The following is a 15,289-nucleotide window of genomic DNA, read 5'->3' as shown; positions in this document are numbered from 1 at the left end:
GCATCATCGACGCAGATCTGTCCAGCCTTCTGTGGTGCGTACCTGCAGCGGCTGGAAACGCTTTTTGTAATCCATCTTGGGATGGCCATCGATCCAGAAGCCAAGATAAACCCAGGGAATACCACGGCGCCGCGCCAACTCGACTTGTTGCAGGATCGCAAACGTACCTAATCCGCGATCCTGTTCGTCCGGATCGTAGAAGGTGTAAACGGCGGAAACGCCCGTGTTGCACACATCGGTCACTGCGACACCAACAAGTTGACCGTTTAGATGCATCTCCAGAAAAACGGTCGGACTCCACGGCGCTGTGAGAAAGCGCCGGAAGTCGCTCGCTTCCGCTTCGTCCATGCCGCCACCGGGATGACGTGCTCGCAGATAACGCGAATAGAGCACATGACGCTCGCTGTTGTAGCCTGCCATGCGTTCGCTCACGGTAATGTCGGCGTTGCGTTTCAGGCAGCGGCGCTGCGAACGATCGGGTTTGAAGCGCGCCACATCAATGCGGCATGGCGTGCATGCATGACAATTCGGGCAATGCGGAAAATAAAGGTGACCGCCCGCGCGACGAAAGCCGTGATCCAGCGCAGCACCGTACAGCCGATCCAGCTGCGGCGCAGCCGGATCGATCACCAGATTCTGTGCCGTGCGCCCAACAAAATAACCGCAACTGTGCGGCAATGTTTGGAACAGTCGGACGTGATCGGAACGCATAGCCCGATTCTATGACCGCTGACGGCCACCGTGGCAAGGATTTTCGGGCAGAAAACGACTTAGATGACGTGCAGGTAGCGCAGAGCGAGGACCATGAACACGCCCAGGATGGCTAACAGGACAATACGCCTGACGCGGGCGACCGTATGTTCCCGTCGGTCATAGACCGTGCCGGGATTGCGGTCGGCCCGCAATTCCTCGCCGTAACGGACAATCGGCTCGATGCCCAGCTGGCGCAGCAGTTCACGCGCTTTCGTGTAATCGTCCGCGCGGCTCACCCACACTTGTGGCCAGTTGTCGCGGTTTTCCCGGCGCTGTTGATAGCTGAAGCGCTGGTAGCTCGGCCGGTTCCAGTTGGAACGATTGGTGATGGTGGTCTCGACGCCGTTTTCGCTCATGAAGGCGACAACGCGGTCGATGTTTTCCTGGCGAGGTGAGGTATAGAGCAGGCGCATGCGTTAAGTCTAACTAATCAATCGCCGCGCAGACGGATTAGCCCTTCTTGCGCGGTCGACGCGACCAACCGGCCATCCCGACTGAAGATCTGCCCACGTGCGAGGCCTCGCGCACCTTGCGCGGTCGGACTGTCGAAGGAATAGAGCAGCCAGTCGTCGACCCGGAACGGGCGATGGAACCACAACGCGTGGTCGAGGCTGGCCATCTGGATGTTGTGTGTGAGGTAGGACACACCGTGTGGCAGGGTGGCGGTGCCGATCAGGTGGAAATCCGATGCGTAGGCCAGCAAGGCGCGATGCAGGCTTGGCGAGTCGCCGATGGGCGAGGTGAGGCGGAACCAGATGTGCTGGATGGGCGGACGTTTGGCCGGGTGCAATTCGTCTCGCGGCCATACCTGACGAAATTCGAACGGGCCGTCGCTACCCAGCCAGCGCTGCAATTTCACCGGCAACCGTGCCAGTTCCTTTTGAGGAACGCGGTGCATCGGTTCCAGATCCTCCGGCGCGGGCACTTCCGGCATGGTGGATTGATGCTCGACACCTTTCTCCGGAACCTGGAAGGAGATGGCGCCGTTCAAGATCGGTTGACCGTGCTGAATGGCCACCACCCGGCGTGCGGAGAACGAACCGCCGTCACGCGCACGCTCCACGCTGTAGACGATCGGCGCATCGATATCGCCCGCGCGCAGGAAGTAAGCATGAAGCGAATGCGCTTCGCGCGACTCGTCGACCGTCTGCTGCGCGGCCGCCAGCGCCTGTCCGAGCACCTGGCCGCCGAACACGAAGCGTGTGCCGATATCCCGGCTCTGGCCGCGAAAAAGATTGTCTTCCAGCCGTTCGAGCTGCAACAGCTCGACCAGTTCGTTGACGTGCGTTTCCCGCATGGCGGTGGCCTGTGGCGTAAAAAGTAGCCCGCGATTATAGCGGTGCGGCGGTAGCTAATGGCCTGCGCCGATGCGTTTCAAACCGCTGCCCGCGAGCACCTCGGCCCATGGGAACAGCGGGCCGGGGTCCAATTTGCGCGGCACTTCCCTGGCGGGGTCGTCGCTGGCCGGCACCCGGGCAATATCCAGATCCTCATGGCCGGCGATCTCATGCAGGTTCGGATAGTCCGCTCGCAGCTGCGCCAGCAGCGCTCGCAGCGAGGCGATCTGCGCGGCCCTGTAAGGCTCCGTCATGGTTTGCTGGGTGGAGTCGAACCAGTGCGGGTAGCGTCCGCGGTTCACCAGCTCGATGCCGATCGATTGCGGGTTGTATCCGCGCACATGATGGGCAATGCGTGTGCCCGGCACGTACAGGTAAACCGAGCCGTCGCGGTCGATGTAATAGTGACCGCTGTTGCCGGTGCCGTCGTCGTACAACACCTTCTCGCCATACTCGCGGGCGGTCGCAAGATCCGGCAATTCCGTGCAATGAATCACCACCAGCGTGACCGCACTGGCGGGACGTTCGGGCAATTTGGCAACGTAGGGCAGCGGCTGGTCGTGAATGGTCAGCATCGGCATGACGGCAGTCTCGCATGAGCGGGGCTATCATGCGCGTCCTGTTTGGCAGGTTTATGGAGAAGGTCATGCCCGGACACGTCATTCTTTCCCACGGTTCGGACTCGGGCCCGGACGCCACCAAGGTCAGTGCGCTGGCCAAGGTCGCGGAATCGATGGGATGGACCAGTGAACGCCCCGACTATCGCGCGGACGACGCGCTTGGCCACGCCGGCTGCATCACGCCGCGCGTTGCCCGTTTGCACGACCGCATCGCCGCAAGCAGCACGCAGCCCGTGCTGGTCGGTTCGAGCATGGGATCTTTCGTTTCCGGTCTCGCGTCGCTGGAGGTGCCGGTCGCAGGGCTGTTCCTGTTGGCGACTCCGGCGGTGATTCCCGGCAGCGACTACGCGTTCGATGTCCGGCTGGACGTGCCCACGCTGCTCGTTCACGGCTGGCAGGATGATGTCTGTCCGCTGGATGACATTTACGAATTCGCCATGCGCCGTTCCTTGCCATTGCTGGTGCTGGACGATGACCATCGCCTGAGCGCACACGTCGACGCGATTGCGCGGCAGTTCGGTCTCTTCCTGGAACAACTGGCGGCGCGCACTTGAGCGATTACTTTGCAACCTGTCCCAAGGGACTGGAATATCTGCTGCGCGATGAGTTGATCGCGATCGGCGCTACCGATGTGCACGAAGCGCTGGCTGGCGTGCGTTTTTCAGGCAATCTGGACACCGCGTATCGCGCCTGCTTGTGGTCGCGTCTGGCCAGTCGCATCCTCGTGCCCATCGCCGAATTCGAGGCCGCTTCGGACGATGCACTGTACGCGGGCGTGCAGTCCGTCGACTGGACGGACCATCTCGCACCGCATGCAACCTTGGCCGTGGATGCCAACACGTCGCAAAGCAAGATGGCGCATAGCCAGTTTCTTGCGCAGCGCGTGAAAGACGCCGTGGTGGATCAATTCCGTGAGCGTGGGCAGGAACGTCCCGCTGTCGATACGGAAGAGCCGGATGTGCGCATCAATCTTCGGCTGCGACGCGATCGTGCGACGTTGTCGATCGATCTCGCTGGCTCGCCCTTGCACCGCCGTGGCTGGCGCGAGCAGCAGGGCGAAGCGCCGCTGAAGGAAAACCTTGCTGCAGCGATGTTGCTTCGCGCGGGCTGGCCGCAGATCTATGCGCAAGGTGGCGCGTTGCTCGATCCCATGTGTGGATCGGGCACGCTGCTGATCGAAGGTGCATTGATGGCGGCGGACGTGGCGCCGGGATTGCGCCGCGACTATTACGGGTTCCTCGGCTGGAAGCAGCACGACATTCCGCTATGGCGCGGTTTGCTGGATGAAGCGCGCAAGCGCGCCGAAGCCGGGTTGCCGGCGCTGCGCAGCTGCTTCTTCGGTTCCGATACCGATTCGCGCATGGTGCAGACCGCCAAGCGCAACGCGCAGGAAGCAGGCGTTGCGGGGTTCTTTACATTGGATCGCCACGATGCGCTGCATGTCGCGCCACCTCCTGGCGTAACTACTGGCCTGGTGATCACCAACCCACCTTATGGCGAACGACTGGGCGATCGCGAAAGCATGCCCAAGCTCTACCGCATGCTGGGTGAAGCGTTGCGTGATCGCTTCACGGGATGGCGCGCAGCGATACTTGCCGGCGATGCGGAACTCGGCCGCGCAACGACGCTTCGTCCCGAAAAGAAATACGCGCTCTACAACGGTGCGCTCGAAACCGTGTTGCTGATCTTCGAATTGCACGCGCGCGATGAAACGCCACGCGAGAGGCCGCCGCTTTCCGCCGGCGCGCAGATGCTGAAGAACCGGCTGGAAAAGAATGTCCGCCATTTGCGCAAACGGCTGGATCGCGAAGGCATTCATGCGTGGCGCGCGTACGATCAGGATCTGCCCGAATACGCGGCGGCCATCGATGTGTACACGGACACTTCCAATACCACGCACCTGCATATCCAGGAATATCGCGCACCCGCCGATGTACCTGCCGACGTCAGTCAAACCCGCGTACGCGAGATCGCGCGCGTCGCCGGCGAACTATTCGAAACACCGCGCACACGCATTGCGCTGAAGACACGCGAGCGCGGCAAGGGTGGTTCCAAATACGGGCAATTCGATCAGCGCGGCGAATTCATCGAAGTGGAAGAGGGCGGCCTGACGTTCATGGTCAACCTCTACGACTACCTGGATACCGGCCTTTTTCTTGATCACCGTCTGGTGCGCGCAAAGCTGCGCGAGCTGGCCAAGGGGCGCCGCTTCCTCAACCTGTTTGCCTATACCGCCACCGCTAGCGTCTATGCCGCGGCGGGTGGTGCGCGCGACACCACCAGTGTGGATCTGTCGGGAACGTATCTCGATTGGGCATCGCGCAATCTCGCGCTCAATGGATTCACCGGTACGAAACATCGCCTGATGCAATTGGATGCGACAGGTTTTCTGAAAAGCTCGCGCGATCATTTCGGGCTGATCTATGTCGATCCGCCGACCTTCTCCAATTCCAAGCGCGCGGACGATTTCGATGTGCAGCGCGATCACGTCGCCTTGCTGCTGGCGTGCGCGGATCGTCTTACTGGCGATGGCGTTATCGTGTTTTCGAATAACTTTCGCCGCTTCACGCTCGACCGTGAAGCGCTTGAAGATCGCCTGTCCATCGAGAACTGGGGCGCCGGCAGTATTCCCTTCGATTTCTCCCGCCGATCGAACATTCACGACTGCTGGTTGCTGCGGTTGAAGGCAGCTGAGGGCGAGATAAATCCTTGGGCAAATGTGAATGTAAAGAAATGAAACGCTTCAGTACAGATTAAGCGCTTCGGATCGAACATAACTTCCATCTTGACGGAGGTGTGTCATGTTCAAACGTAATGTCGGCAAGTTCGTAGCGATCGGTTTGGCTCTCGCCACTGCCGCGGCTGTGCCGGTAGGCGCATCTGCGGCCCCCTGGGGCTGGCACGGTGGTGGCGGTTACCACGGTGGTTACTACCATGGCGGCTGCTGCTATCGCGGCGGCGGTTATTGGTACGGCGGTCGCTGGATCGCGGGTGCTGTCGTCGGTGGCCTGGTGGCTGGCGCAGTGATCAGCGCCACGGCACCGCCCCCGTACTACTACGGGCCGCCGGCGGTGGTGTACGGCCCTGGTTACTATGCCCCGGGCACGGTGGTTTACAGTGCTCCCCCGCCGCCGCCGGTAGTGGTGACGTCGGACCCGTACCAGACGCGCTATGTCGGTCCTGCTCAATAATTGATCAGCACCTGATTCATTCAAGCAATCACAAAAAAAAGCCCGGCCGAGCCGGGCTTTTTTTGTGCACTGCAGTTTGCACTTCGCCGGGGTGAGGGAGTTAAGTGGGCGATGGCCTGGTGGGGTTGATTGCAGATGTAACGACCCCACGCTTGTGAGACGAACACACCACAGCGCCACGAAGATGAGGGGTCCTCATGACACCGCTTCATTGCCGTACCACCACGCAACGATGGCTTGACTCGCAGTCACGACGACCTCGCATTATGTGCATATCACGCTCTGTGAACGGCCTTTGCGGCATGTTGGCGGGCATTCTCCCTCGCTGATCGCCTCTCCACAGGTGTATCGCAGCACCCCCCTTCGCATCCCAACTGCGTCATGAACTCTCCAACACTAGCAGTCCACACTGAGGACGCCCTTGCGCGTTTCATGCGCATTCGTCGTCAAACCCTTGCGTTGACCAACGGGCTTGCACCGGAAGACCTGCAGGTGCAGTCGATGCCCGATGCCAGTCCGAGCAAATGGCATCTCGCGCATACCACATGGTTCTTCGAGCAGTTCGTGCTCGGGAATGATCCGTCGTATCGATCGCCCAACCCCGCGTGGTACTACCTGTTCAATTCGTACTACGAATCGGTAGGGCCGATGCATGCGCGGCCGCAGCGCGGATTATTGTCGCGCCCCACCGTGGATGAAATTCGCGATTACCGCGCGCGTATCGACGAAGCCGTGGGTGAGTTGATCTCGCACGGTATCGATGACGAGCTTGCCTCGCGCATCGAACTTGGATTGCATCACGAACAGCAACATCAAGAATTGTTGCTGACCGATCTGAAGCATGCGTTCTGGTGCAATCCGTTGCGTCCGGCCTATCGTGATGTCGTCATGGGCGCATCGGCCAGTCCATCGACGCCCATGCGCTTTGTTGCCGGAAGAGAAGGTGCGGTCGATATCGGTTATCAAGGTAAGCACTTCGCTTACGACAACGAAACGCCGAGACATCGCACGTGGCTGTCGCCGCATACCATCGCCAATCGTCCTGTAACAAACAGCGAATATCTTGCGTTCGTGCGCGACGGCGGTTATCGCGAAGCTGGGTTGTGGCTATCCGACGGATGGGCCACCGTGCAACGCGAAGGTTGGCAGCGGCCGTTGTATTGGCAGGACGATCTGTCGAGTGAATTCACGCTCATGGGCATTCGCGAGTTGGAACCCAACGCACTGGTTTGCCATTTGAGCTATTTCGAAGCCGATGCGTTTGCCCGATGGGCTGGCGCGCGGCTGCCCACGGAAGCCGAATGGGAAGACGCCGCCGCAGGTCTCAATGCAACCGGTAATTTTCTGGAAAGCCATCGCTTTCATCCGGTCGCTGCCTCGCATGGCGACGGTCTGCAGCAGATGTATGGCGATGTCTGGGAATGGACCGCGTCGCCTTATGTGAGTTACCCCGGTTTTAAAACGTTGCCCGGTGCATTGGGCGAATACAACGGGAAGTTCATGAATGGACAGTGGGTGTTGCGTGGCGGTTCCTGCGCAACTCCGAACGACCACATTCGTGTCAGCTACCGAAATTTCTTTCCGCCCCATGCCCGCTGGCAATTTGCGGGCATCCGTCTGGGACACGATCGATGAGCGTTCAAATGTCTGCACTGCGGGACGAACAGCGCCCGCCTGATAACGAACTGTTGCAGGTCGTCCAGCGGGGGCTGCGTGCGCAGCCCAAACGTCTGCCTTCCTGGCTGTTCTACGACGAAAAAGGCTCGGAGCTTTTCGAGCAGATTTGCGAGCAGCCGGAGTATTACCTCACGCGAGCGGAGATAGCGCTGCTGCGTGAACACGCGACCGATATTGCCAACGTGCTTGGTCCGGATGTTCGGCTTGTGGAATACGGCAGTGGGCACGCGATCAAAACGCGCCTGTTGCTGGAGCATCTGCAGACGCCGGTCTCGTGGGTGCCGATTGAAATCTCCTCCGAGCCGTTGCGCATCAGCATGCACAACATGGAGCAGGTTTTTCCGCAGCTGCCGATTCAACCGCTGTCCACCGATTTCACGCGTCCGTTGCGTCTGCCGGTGCCGCCGCGCATGCCGGGCCGCACGGTGATCTACTTCCCCGGTTCCACCATCGGCAACTTCGAGGAGCGCGACGCAGCGCAATTGCTGCGCAAGATGCGCGGCGAGATGGGCGATAACGGCGGCATACTCGTGGGCGCCGATCTCAAGAAAGACAAGAAAGTGATTGAGGCCGCCTACAACGATGCGGCAGGCGTGACAGCTGCTTTCACGCTCAACATGCTCACCCGGCTCAATCGCGAACTTGGCTGCAATTTCGAACTCAGCGGTTTCCGTCATCGTGCGCACTATAACGCCATGATCGGCCGTATCGAAACGCACATTCTCAGCAAGCGCGAACAACGTGTGCGCGTCGGTCGCATGCAGGTGCTTTTCCGCGAAGACGAAGCGATGCAGGTCGAATACAGCTGCAAATATTCATTGGAAGATTTTGCGGAGCTGGCGGCTTCTGCAGGTCTGGCTGTGCAGCATGTATGGACCGACCCGGAGGGTCTTTTCAGTCTGCAGCATCTGACCAGAGCGAGCGCGAAGTAACGCGCTCGCCTTTGCTCACGTCTTCTAAGCGGCTTTTCGCGCACCAAGCCGGCCGAGAATATCTTCCGCAGCCCGAATGCGCTCGGTGGCGCCGGGCAATTCGAGATTGACCTTCAACTTGTCCTGGCCCTCGAGTTTGTAGACGCGCGGTTGGCTCTGAATCAGGCGAATAATGGCCATCGGGTCGACATCCGGCTTGTCGCGGAAGGTGACGCGGCCGCCGTTCGCACCGAAGTCGAGCTTGCGGATGCCCAGCGGCGTTGCCATCAATTTCAGGCTGGCGATAGCGAACAGTTGCTTCACAGCATCAGGCAGCAGCCCAAAACGATCGATCATTTCCACTTGCAGCTCGCGCAGCGCGTCATGGTCGCGTGCGCTGGCGATGCGTTTGTAGAGCGTCAGGCGCGTATGGACGTCGGGCAGGTAGTCGTCTGGAATCAACGCGGGCAGATGCAATTCCACTTCCGTTTCATGTTCGCTGGTCAGATCGAAGTCGGGCACCTTGCCGGATTTCAGTGCGCGCACGGCGCGTTCCAGCAGTTCGGTGTAAAGACCGAAGCCGATTTCCTGGATCTGACCCGATTGCTCGTCGCCGAGCAGTTCGCCCGCACCACGGATTTCCAGATCGTGCGTCGCAAGCGTGAAACCGGCGCCGAGTTCTTCGAGCGACGCGAGCGCTTCGAGACGCTTTTCGGCATCCGCCGTTATCGCCTTGCGGTCGGGCACGATTAGGTAGGCATACGCACGATGGTGTGAGCGTCCGACGCGGCCACGCAGCTGATGCAACTGCGCCAGGCCAAAACGATCCGCACGATTGATGATGATCGTATTCGCGGTCGGGATATCGATGCCGGTTTCGATAATGGTGGTGCAGACCAGTACGTTGAAGCGCTGGCGATGGAAATCCGCCATTACTTGTTCCAGTTCACGCTCGGGCATCTGTCCGTGCGCGATGCCGATGCGCGCATCGGGGATCAGTTCCTGTATTGCGCGCGCCTCGCGTTCGATGCTGTCGACTTCGTTATGCAGGAAATATATCTGACCGCCGCGTTGCAGTTCACGCTGGAACGCTTCGCGTATCAGCGCTGGCTCCCACGCGGAAATAAAGGTGCGTACAGCCATGCGATGAGCAGGCGGTGTGGCAATCAACGAAAGATCGCGCAAGCCGCTCATCGCCATGTTCAGGGTGCGCGGAATCGGCGTGGCCGTCATGGTCAACAGATCGACTTCCGCACGCAGTTTTTTCAGCTGCTCTTTCTGCCGGACGCCAAAGCGTTGTTCTTCGTCGACGATCACTAGTCCAAGCTGCTTGAACTTGACGTCGGGCTGCAACAGTTTGTGCGTGCCGACGATGACGTCGATTTGACCATCGGCAAGCCTTTTTAGCGCCTCGTTCACATCTTTGGTGGAGCGGAAGCGCGACAGCACGTCAACTTTCACCGGCCAATCGGCAAAGCGGTCGGCAAAGTTGCGATAGTGCTGCTGGGCGAGCAGGGTGGTGGGCACCAATACGGCGACCTGCTTGCCGGCGGTGGCGGCGGCGAACGCTGCGCGCAACGCCACTTCGGTCTTGCCGAAGCCGACGTCGCCGCAAATCACGCGATCCATCGCGCGCGGCGCGGCCAGATCGCCCAGCACGGCGTCGATGGCGTACTGCTGATCCGGCGTTTCTTCGAACGGGAAACTGCTGCCGAACTCCTCGACCAACTGACGATCGATCGGTATCGATTCGCCGCCGCGCGCTTCACGTTGCGCGTAAATGGCCAGCAACTCGGCCGCGACATCGCGGACTTTCTCGGCCGCTTTCTTGCGTGCGCGTTCCCACGCATCGCCGCCCAGCGAATGCAGTGGTGCCAATTCCGGTGCGGTGCCGGAATAGCGGCTCACCAAGCCGAGCTGGGCGACCGGCACGTAAAGCTTGTCGCCCTTGGCGTATTCGATGGTGAGGAATTCGCCTTCCATGCCGCCCAATTCCATCGAAACCAGGCCCTGATATCGGCCCACGCCGTGATCGACGTGGACGATGGGTGAACCGATAGAGAGTTCAGTGAGATCACGGATCACCGATTCCGGATCGCGCGCCGCGCCGCGACGACGTTTGCGCTCGGTGCGCACGCGTTCGCCGAACAGTTCGCGTTCCGTGAGTACGGTGAGCGCCGGTTTCGCCAGCGCAAAGCCTTGCTCCATCGGCGCGATAGTGATGGCGAGCTTCGCGCTGTCCTCGTTGAGGAACGCCAGCCAGCCATCGACGTTTTGCGGGCGAAGACCGACCACCGCAACCTGTTCAAGCAATGCTTCGCGGCGCCCCGCCGAATCGGCGGCAATCAGCACGCGTCCCGGGTAGTTTTCAATGAAGTGACGCAGCGACGTGCCGGGTTCTTCACCCTTGCGATTGAGCGGCAGCTCGGGTGCCGGTTGCGTGCCTGACGACGTTGCATGCTCATGGCCGTTCTCGACCACTTCGACGCGCAGACGCTTGTTGAGTTGTTCGCGCAGCTGATCGGGCGAAAGATAAAGCTCGGCGGGCGGTAGTACTGGACGTTCGATGTCGTGCGCGCGCTGATCGTAGCGTTCCGCGGTCTGCAGCCAGAATTGCTCGGACGCTTCATGCGTGCCTTCACCGAGCACGAACAACGCATCGTCTGCTAGGTAATCAAACAGCGTAGCGGTATGTTCGAAGAACAATGGCAGGTAATACTCGATACCGCCGGGCGTCACGCCTTCCTTCATATCCTGATAAAGCGGGCAGCGGCGCACATCGATCGGGAAGCGCTCGCGCAAACGGCTGCGGAACGCTTTCGCCGCATCGTCGGTGACGGGGAATTCGCGCGCAGGCAGCAATTCGACTTTCTCGACTTGTTGCTGCGAGCGCTGCGTTTCCGGATCGAAGCTGCGGATCGATTCCACTTCGTCGTCGAAGAGTTCGATGCGATACGGCTCGGGCGCACCCATCGGGAAGATATCGATCAACGCGCCACGTACCGCGAAATCGCCGGGTTCGGCAACTTGCGGAACATGGCGATAACCGGAGGCTTCCAAGCGGCGCTGTTCGACAGCGAGATCAAGCTTCTGGCCTTTGCTCAGCATCAAGCCCGAGCCGGTTATGTGCGTGCGCGGTGCAATGCGCTGCATCAACGTGGCGGCGGAGACGACCAGCACCCCGCGCTTTACGCTCGGCAGCTGATACAACGTGGCAACGCGCTGAGAAACGATTTCCGGGTGCGGACTGAAGACGTCGTACGGCAACGTTTCCCAATCCGGAAAGTGCAGCACGGGCAACGTGCCGGCAAATAGGCGCAGCTCATCTTCCAGTGCATGTGCGCGCTGCGTATCGCGCGTTACGACCACCAGCAATCCCGGATGCGATTTCGCCGCTTCGGCAACCAACAAGGCGCGCGCTGAACCGTGTGGTGTGGTCCAGAAGCGGCGCTGCTTAGGAGTGGTGGGAAGGGGCGGGTGGCTGATCGGGTTCGACATGGGGACGCTGCATGGCAAGGCGCGGCCTCATGCCGCGCCTATCGAGCGCGCAAGTGTAGCGCGTCGCTCTGTCGGGCTCTTACAGCGTGAGGCGGATTTGTGCCGTGCCGCCTTCACCCGGCAGCATCGTGGCCACGAAACCCAGTTCCTTGCACAGCTGCAGCATCGGGCGGTTTTCCATCAGCACGTAGCCCCACAGCTCGCTGAGGCCGCGGCGGCGGGATTCGTCGACCAGTTGCTGCATCAGCAAGGCGCCCAGGCCGATGCGCGTCCAGTCGCGTTCCACCAGGACCGAGAACTCGGCGGTGTTGCTGGCCTCGTCCACGAAAATACGGCCCACGCCGCGCAGTTCGGCGGGTTTCACAGTTTCATCCATCAGGACGAAAGCGGCTTCCCATTCCGGATCGATGCGGCACATGCGCTGGGCCATCGGCGCAGGCAGTTCCGACATGGCATGCATAAAGCGACGGCGCACATCCTGCGGCGAAAGGCGCTGAAAGCAGCGCTGCAAGGCGGCGATATCGCCCGGTTCGATGGCACGCAGAACCAGCTCGCGCCCGTCTGCGGTGTGTACGGTCTGCCCATGGGGCGTCGTGACGACCCGAGGGCGCGTAAAGCGCTCACGGCTGCGCGGAGGCAGCGAGGTGTGCCGGGAAGGGGTTCCGGAGTCGCGGGCAGGGGTCATTGTCATGCCCATACTTTAGCGTATTGTGTGCGCTGCAACATGAATGCGTGGCAACGTTTCGCGGCAATTTGCGCCTAAAACGGCGCACTGAGCGTTGAGCCGGACGCCAGAGCTCTGTGGACTCAATGGCGCGTCGCAGCACGCTTCCACGGCTCAATCGGCCACATCGGGCTCAAAGAAGCTCCAGCGCACTTCGGCGAACTGCGCCTTCATCTCGCGCTCGACGGTGTTGATGGCCTCGATCAGGCTGAGATTGTCGGCGGTAGGAGTCATGCGGGCCTTGATCGCCACCATCACATCCGGGCCCATCTGTACGGTGATCAGATTCAGGATCTCGGCCACTTCCGCGCGATGGGTCAGAAAGGCGAGCAATTCGGCGCGGCGTCGCGGCTCCATACCCTGACCGATAAGCAGTGCCTTCACCTCGATCGCCAGCGCAATCGCCACCACGATCAGCAACACGCCAATGGCGACCGTGCCTAATGCGTCGAACATCAGATTGCCCGTAGCCATGGTGGCGCCGATGGCCATCGCAGCCAGACACAAGCCAGCGAGCGCGGCGAGATCTTCGCCGAAGATCACCAGCAATTCGCTGGAACGCGTTTCGCGAAACCATCGCCACAAATTCTGATCGCCGCGTGCGCGATTCACTTCCTGCATGCAACCGCGCATCGAAATGCTTTCCGCCACGATGCCGAACAACAGCACGCCCAGTGCGAGCCATGGCCACTTCAATGGTTCGGGTTGCGAGAACTTGTGGACGCCTTCGTAAACCGAAAACAGTCCGCCGACGGCGAAGAGCAGCACGGCGACGATGAACGACCAGAAATACATCGCCCGGCCCCAGCCAAGCGGATACTCATCAGAAGGCGGCTTCTTCGCTTGCTGCATACCCAGCAGAAGCAAACCTTGATTGCCGCAATCGGCCAACGAATGCACGGCTTCGGCCATCATCGCGCCCGAGCCGGTGATGACGGCAGCCACCAGCTTGGCGACGAAGATCGCGAAATTGGCGCCCAGCGCCAGCAAGATGGCTCTCAACGAATTGGCATGACCGGACATGCTTCAGTTCCTTGTCTGCAAACCAGCGCGTCAAGACGCCATCAACGAATGCCCACACCCACGCCGACACCAAAATGGATGTCCGGATGACCTTGCCGCATCTCGGCAGGTGTCCACACATGCGACTGCGACACGCTCGCCAGCGGATACACGTACTGCGCCTGATCGACCGCGCCCGAACGGTTTCCGTTGAGTTGGCCGCTGATGGTTATCAGAGAGCCGCCCGGAAAATTGAAAGGTTCGACGTAGCCGGGAAATAGCGCAATAAAACGTCCGGCAGCCTGTGCGTTCATGAGTGGACGCTGCGAGGAATCAAGCGGATAAGCGAGGATTTCAATCTCGCTGTGATCCGGAAAATTGCGCACGGCAATCACGCTGCCGCCCCAGATGACATTGCCTTTGCTGTAGTTCTCCGGCGACACCGCAACCTGCGCTGGCAACGCGGCGACTGTTCCCGGTGCGACCTGATAAATCGGGGCGGGTGCACAAGCGGCCAACGCGAGCGCAGCGATAGAAATCAACACATGCCGAGCGCGAAACAGCGTACGAAGGGTCATGACAATCTTCCTTCCCTCGAACATGGCAATGAGGTTGCCGTCTACACGGAGCTTAGCGGGCGCGCTTGGGCGGCGGTAGCCGTGCCGGATAACGCGAGGTTTGGGGCGGCGGCGCTTTTTCGTCGTCCTGCACCAGCCAGTCGAGCAGCCATTCCGCCGGACGTTCCTGCGAAAGCAAACGCGCCATGGCGGGCATGGCGTCGCGCAACGTTTGATCCAGGTTCCACGGCGCGTTGAGAATGACCATGCCCGAACCATTCAAGCGCAGCGGCGAGTCATCCGGATGCACCAAAAGCTCCGCGCGCAAGACGCGCCGCGCACCGCAATGCTGTAGCCAGCGCAGGAAAGGCTGCACCTGACTGCGCAGTTTGATCGGATACCACACGGCATACATGCCTGTCGGCCAGCGCAGCAGTGCTGCTTTCAACGCGGTTTCGATCAGCCGGTATTCGGCTTCCTGCGCTTCATACGGCGGATCGATCAGCACCAGTCCGCGTTTTTCTTTTGGCGGGATAAGCGCCTTCAGTGCTTCATAACCATTGCGGTGATGAACGTGAACTCGCGCGTCGCGATGAAAAAGCTCGCGCAACAATGAGGCCTCGTCCGTACGAAGCTCGCAAAGCTGTGCGCTGTCGATATCGCGCATGGCTCGCGCTGCCTGCAGCGGTGAGCCGGGATAGAGCTTCAGTCCATGCTCGTTGCCGGGCAACGTTGTGATGGTGTCGAGCCAATGGCGAAGCAGTGGCGGCAGTGTCGTGCTTTTCGCCTGATCGGACTTATGCAGATCGGGAAACAGCAAGCGTGAGATGCCGTCGCGATATTCCCCCGTCTTGCCTGCTTCCTCGCTGTCGAGCGCGTAGCAGCCGCTGCCCGCATGAGTGTCGATGAACGCGAAAGGGGTTTCCTTCACCCGCAACGCCTGAATCAACGCGAATAGCACGCTGTGCTTCAGTACATCGGCGAAATTGCCTGCGTGGTAGGCGTGGCGGTAATTCATG

Annotated in this window: 14 protein-coding genes; 5 read left to right on the top strand and 9 right to left on the bottom strand. The window is 60.6% G+C overall.

What is annotated here, in order from left to right; all coding sequences use genetic code 11:
- Window positions 1-3 precede the first annotated feature (3 nt).
- The 4 genes from EKH79_RS06875 to EKH79_RS06860 are packed head-to-tail and all read right to left on the bottom strand — an operon-like array spanning window position 4 to window position 2,671.
- Window positions 4-711 carry an arginyltransferase gene (locus tag EKH79_RS06875; RefSeq protein WP_126673013.1) on the bottom strand — a complete coding sequence of 236 codons (708 nt, stop codon included), beginning with the start codon at window positions 709-711 and terminating at the stop codon, window positions 4-6.
- Between the two features lie 59 nt (window positions 712-770).
- Entirely contained in the window at window positions 771-1,166 is a 396-nt protein-coding gene (locus EKH79_RS06870; RefSeq protein WP_126673012.1) for a hypothetical protein, read from the bottom strand.
- A 17-nt stretch (window positions 1,167-1,183) separates the two neighbouring features.
- On the bottom strand, window positions 1,184-2,050 hold the full coding sequence (gene tesB / locus EKH79_RS06865) for an acyl-CoA thioesterase II (protein WP_126673011.1): 867 nt from the start codon (window positions 2,048-2,050) through the stop codon (window positions 1,184-1,186).
- A 54-nt stretch (window positions 2,051-2,104) separates the two neighbouring features.
- Window positions 2,105-2,671 carry an N-acetylmuramoyl-L-alanine amidase gene (locus tag EKH79_RS06860; RefSeq protein ID WP_126673010.1) on the bottom strand — a complete coding sequence of 189 codons (567 nt, stop codon included), beginning with the start codon at window positions 2,669-2,671 and terminating at the stop codon, window positions 2,105-2,107.
- Between the two features lie 65 nt (window positions 2,672-2,736).
- Here EKH79_RS06860 and EKH79_RS06855 point away from each other — a divergent pair, with 65 nt between their 5' ends.
- The 5 genes from EKH79_RS06855 (at window position 2,737) to egtD (ending at window position 8,510) form a co-directional block, all read left to right on the top strand.
- Entirely contained in the window at window positions 2,737-3,264 is a 528-nt protein-coding gene (locus tag EKH79_RS06855) for an alpha/beta hydrolase (protein WP_126673009.1), read from the top strand.
- A complete protein-coding gene (gene rlmKL / locus EKH79_RS06850) occupies window positions 3,261-5,447 on the top strand; it encodes a bifunctional 23S rRNA (guanine(2069)-N(7))-methyltransferase RlmK/23S rRNA (guanine(2445)-N(2))-methyltransferase RlmL (protein WP_126673008.1) in 2,187 nt (728 codons plus the stop codon). The genes EKH79_RS06855 and rlmKL overlap by 4 nt, the downstream gene beginning before the upstream one ends.
- 64 nt (window positions 5,448-5,511) lie before the next feature.
- On the top strand, window positions 5,512-5,901 hold the full coding sequence (locus EKH79_RS06845) for a hypothetical protein (protein WP_126673007.1): 390 nt from the start codon (window positions 5,512-5,514) through the stop codon (window positions 5,899-5,901).
- Between the two features lie 432 nt (window positions 5,902-6,333).
- The gene (egtB, locus tag EKH79_RS06840; protein WP_233590214.1) at window positions 6,334-7,536 is read left to right on the top strand and encodes an ergothioneine biosynthesis protein EgtB; all 1,203 of its coding nucleotides are present in this window, start codon (window positions 6,334-6,336) and stop codon (window positions 7,534-7,536) included.
- A gap of 8 nt (window positions 7,537-7,544) precedes the next feature.
- A complete protein-coding gene (gene egtD / locus EKH79_RS06835) occupies window positions 7,545-8,510 on the top strand; it encodes an L-histidine N(alpha)-methyltransferase (RefSeq protein ID WP_233590212.1) in 966 nt (321 codons plus the stop codon).
- A 24-nt stretch (window positions 8,511-8,534) separates the two neighbouring features.
- Here egtD and mfd read toward each other — a convergent pair whose 3' ends face one another.
- The 5 genes from mfd to EKH79_RS06810 form a co-directional block, all read right to left on the bottom strand.
- Entirely contained in the window at window positions 8,535-11,987 is a 3,453-nt protein-coding gene (mfd, locus tag EKH79_RS06830; RefSeq protein ID WP_126673004.1) for a transcription-repair coupling factor, read from the bottom strand.
- A gap of 79 nt (window positions 11,988-12,066) precedes the next feature.
- Window positions 12,067-12,672, bottom strand: a complete 606-nt coding sequence (locus EKH79_RS06825; RefSeq protein WP_126673092.1) for a GNAT family N-acetyltransferase — start codon at window positions 12,670-12,672, stop codon at window positions 12,067-12,069.
- 153 nt (window positions 12,673-12,825) lie between these two features.
- The gene (locus EKH79_RS06820; RefSeq protein ID WP_126673003.1) at window positions 12,826-13,734 is read right to left on the bottom strand and encodes a cation diffusion facilitator family transporter; all 909 of its coding nucleotides are present in this window, start codon (window positions 13,732-13,734) and stop codon (window positions 12,826-12,828) included.
- Window positions 13,735-13,775: 41 nt separating this feature from the next.
- On the bottom strand, window positions 13,776-14,291 hold the full coding sequence (locus EKH79_RS06815; RefSeq protein ID WP_126673002.1) for a Slp family lipoprotein: 516 nt from the start codon (window positions 14,289-14,291) through the stop codon (window positions 13,776-13,778).
- A gap of 52 nt (window positions 14,292-14,343) precedes the next feature.
- Entirely contained in the window at window positions 14,344-15,288 is a 945-nt protein-coding gene (locus tag EKH79_RS06810) for a 23S rRNA (adenine(2030)-N(6))-methyltransferase RlmJ (protein WP_126673001.1), read from the bottom strand.
- Between the last annotated feature and the right edge of the window lies 1 nt (window position 15,289).

This window comes from Dyella dinghuensis (assembly GCF_003977615.1).
In the GTDB taxonomy this organism is placed as follows: domain Bacteria; phylum Pseudomonadota; class Gammaproteobacteria; order Xanthomonadales; family Rhodanobacteraceae; genus Dyella_B; species Dyella_B dinghuensis.
This window is presented reverse-complemented; position numbering and strand designations above follow the sequence as displayed.

Coding starts and splice junctions, on each gene's coding strand:
- EKH79_RS06875 (WP_126673013.1), bottom strand. CDS start 711: ATGCGTTCCGATCACGTCCGACTGTTCCAAACATTGCCGCACAGTTGC.
- EKH79_RS06870 (WP_126673012.1), bottom strand. CDS start 1,166: ATGCGCCTGCTCTATACCTCACCTCGCCAGGAAAACATCGACCGCGTT.
- tesB (WP_126673011.1), bottom strand. CDS start 2,050: ATGCGGGAAACGCACGTCAACGAACTGGTCGAGCTGTTGCAGCTCGAA.
- EKH79_RS06860 (WP_126673010.1), bottom strand. CDS start 2,671: ATGCCGATGCTGACCATTCACGACCAGCCGCTGCCCTACGTTGCCAAA.
- EKH79_RS06855 (WP_126673009.1), top strand. CDS start 2,737: ATGCCCGGACACGTCATTCTTTCCCACGGTTCGGACTCGGGCCCGGAC.
- EKH79_RS06845 (WP_126673007.1), top strand. CDS start 5,512: ATGTTCAAACGTAATGTCGGCAAGTTCGTAGCGATCGGTTTGGCTCTC.
- egtB (WP_233590214.1), top strand. CDS start 6,334: ATGCGCATTCGTCGTCAAACCCTTGCGTTGACCAACGGGCTTGCACCG.
- egtD (WP_233590212.1), top strand. CDS start 7,545: ATGTCTGCACTGCGGGACGAACAGCGCCCGCCTGATAACGAACTGTTG.
- mfd (WP_126673004.1), bottom strand. CDS start 11,987: ATGTCGAACCCGATCAGCCACCCGCCCCTTCCCACCACTCCTAAGCAG.
- EKH79_RS06825 (WP_126673092.1), bottom strand. CDS start 12,672: ATGACCCCTGCCCGCGACTCCGGAACCCCTTCCCGGCACACCTCGCTG.
- EKH79_RS06820 (WP_126673003.1), bottom strand. CDS start 13,734: ATGTCCGGTCATGCCAATTCGTTGAGAGCCATCTTGCTGGCGCTGGGC.
- EKH79_RS06815 (WP_126673002.1), bottom strand. CDS start 14,291: ATGACCCTTCGTACGCTGTTTCGCGCTCGGCATGTGTTGATTTCTATC.
- EKH79_RS06810 (WP_126673001.1), bottom strand. CDS start 15,288: ATGAATTACCGCCACGCCTACCACGCAGGCAATTTCGCCGATGTACTG.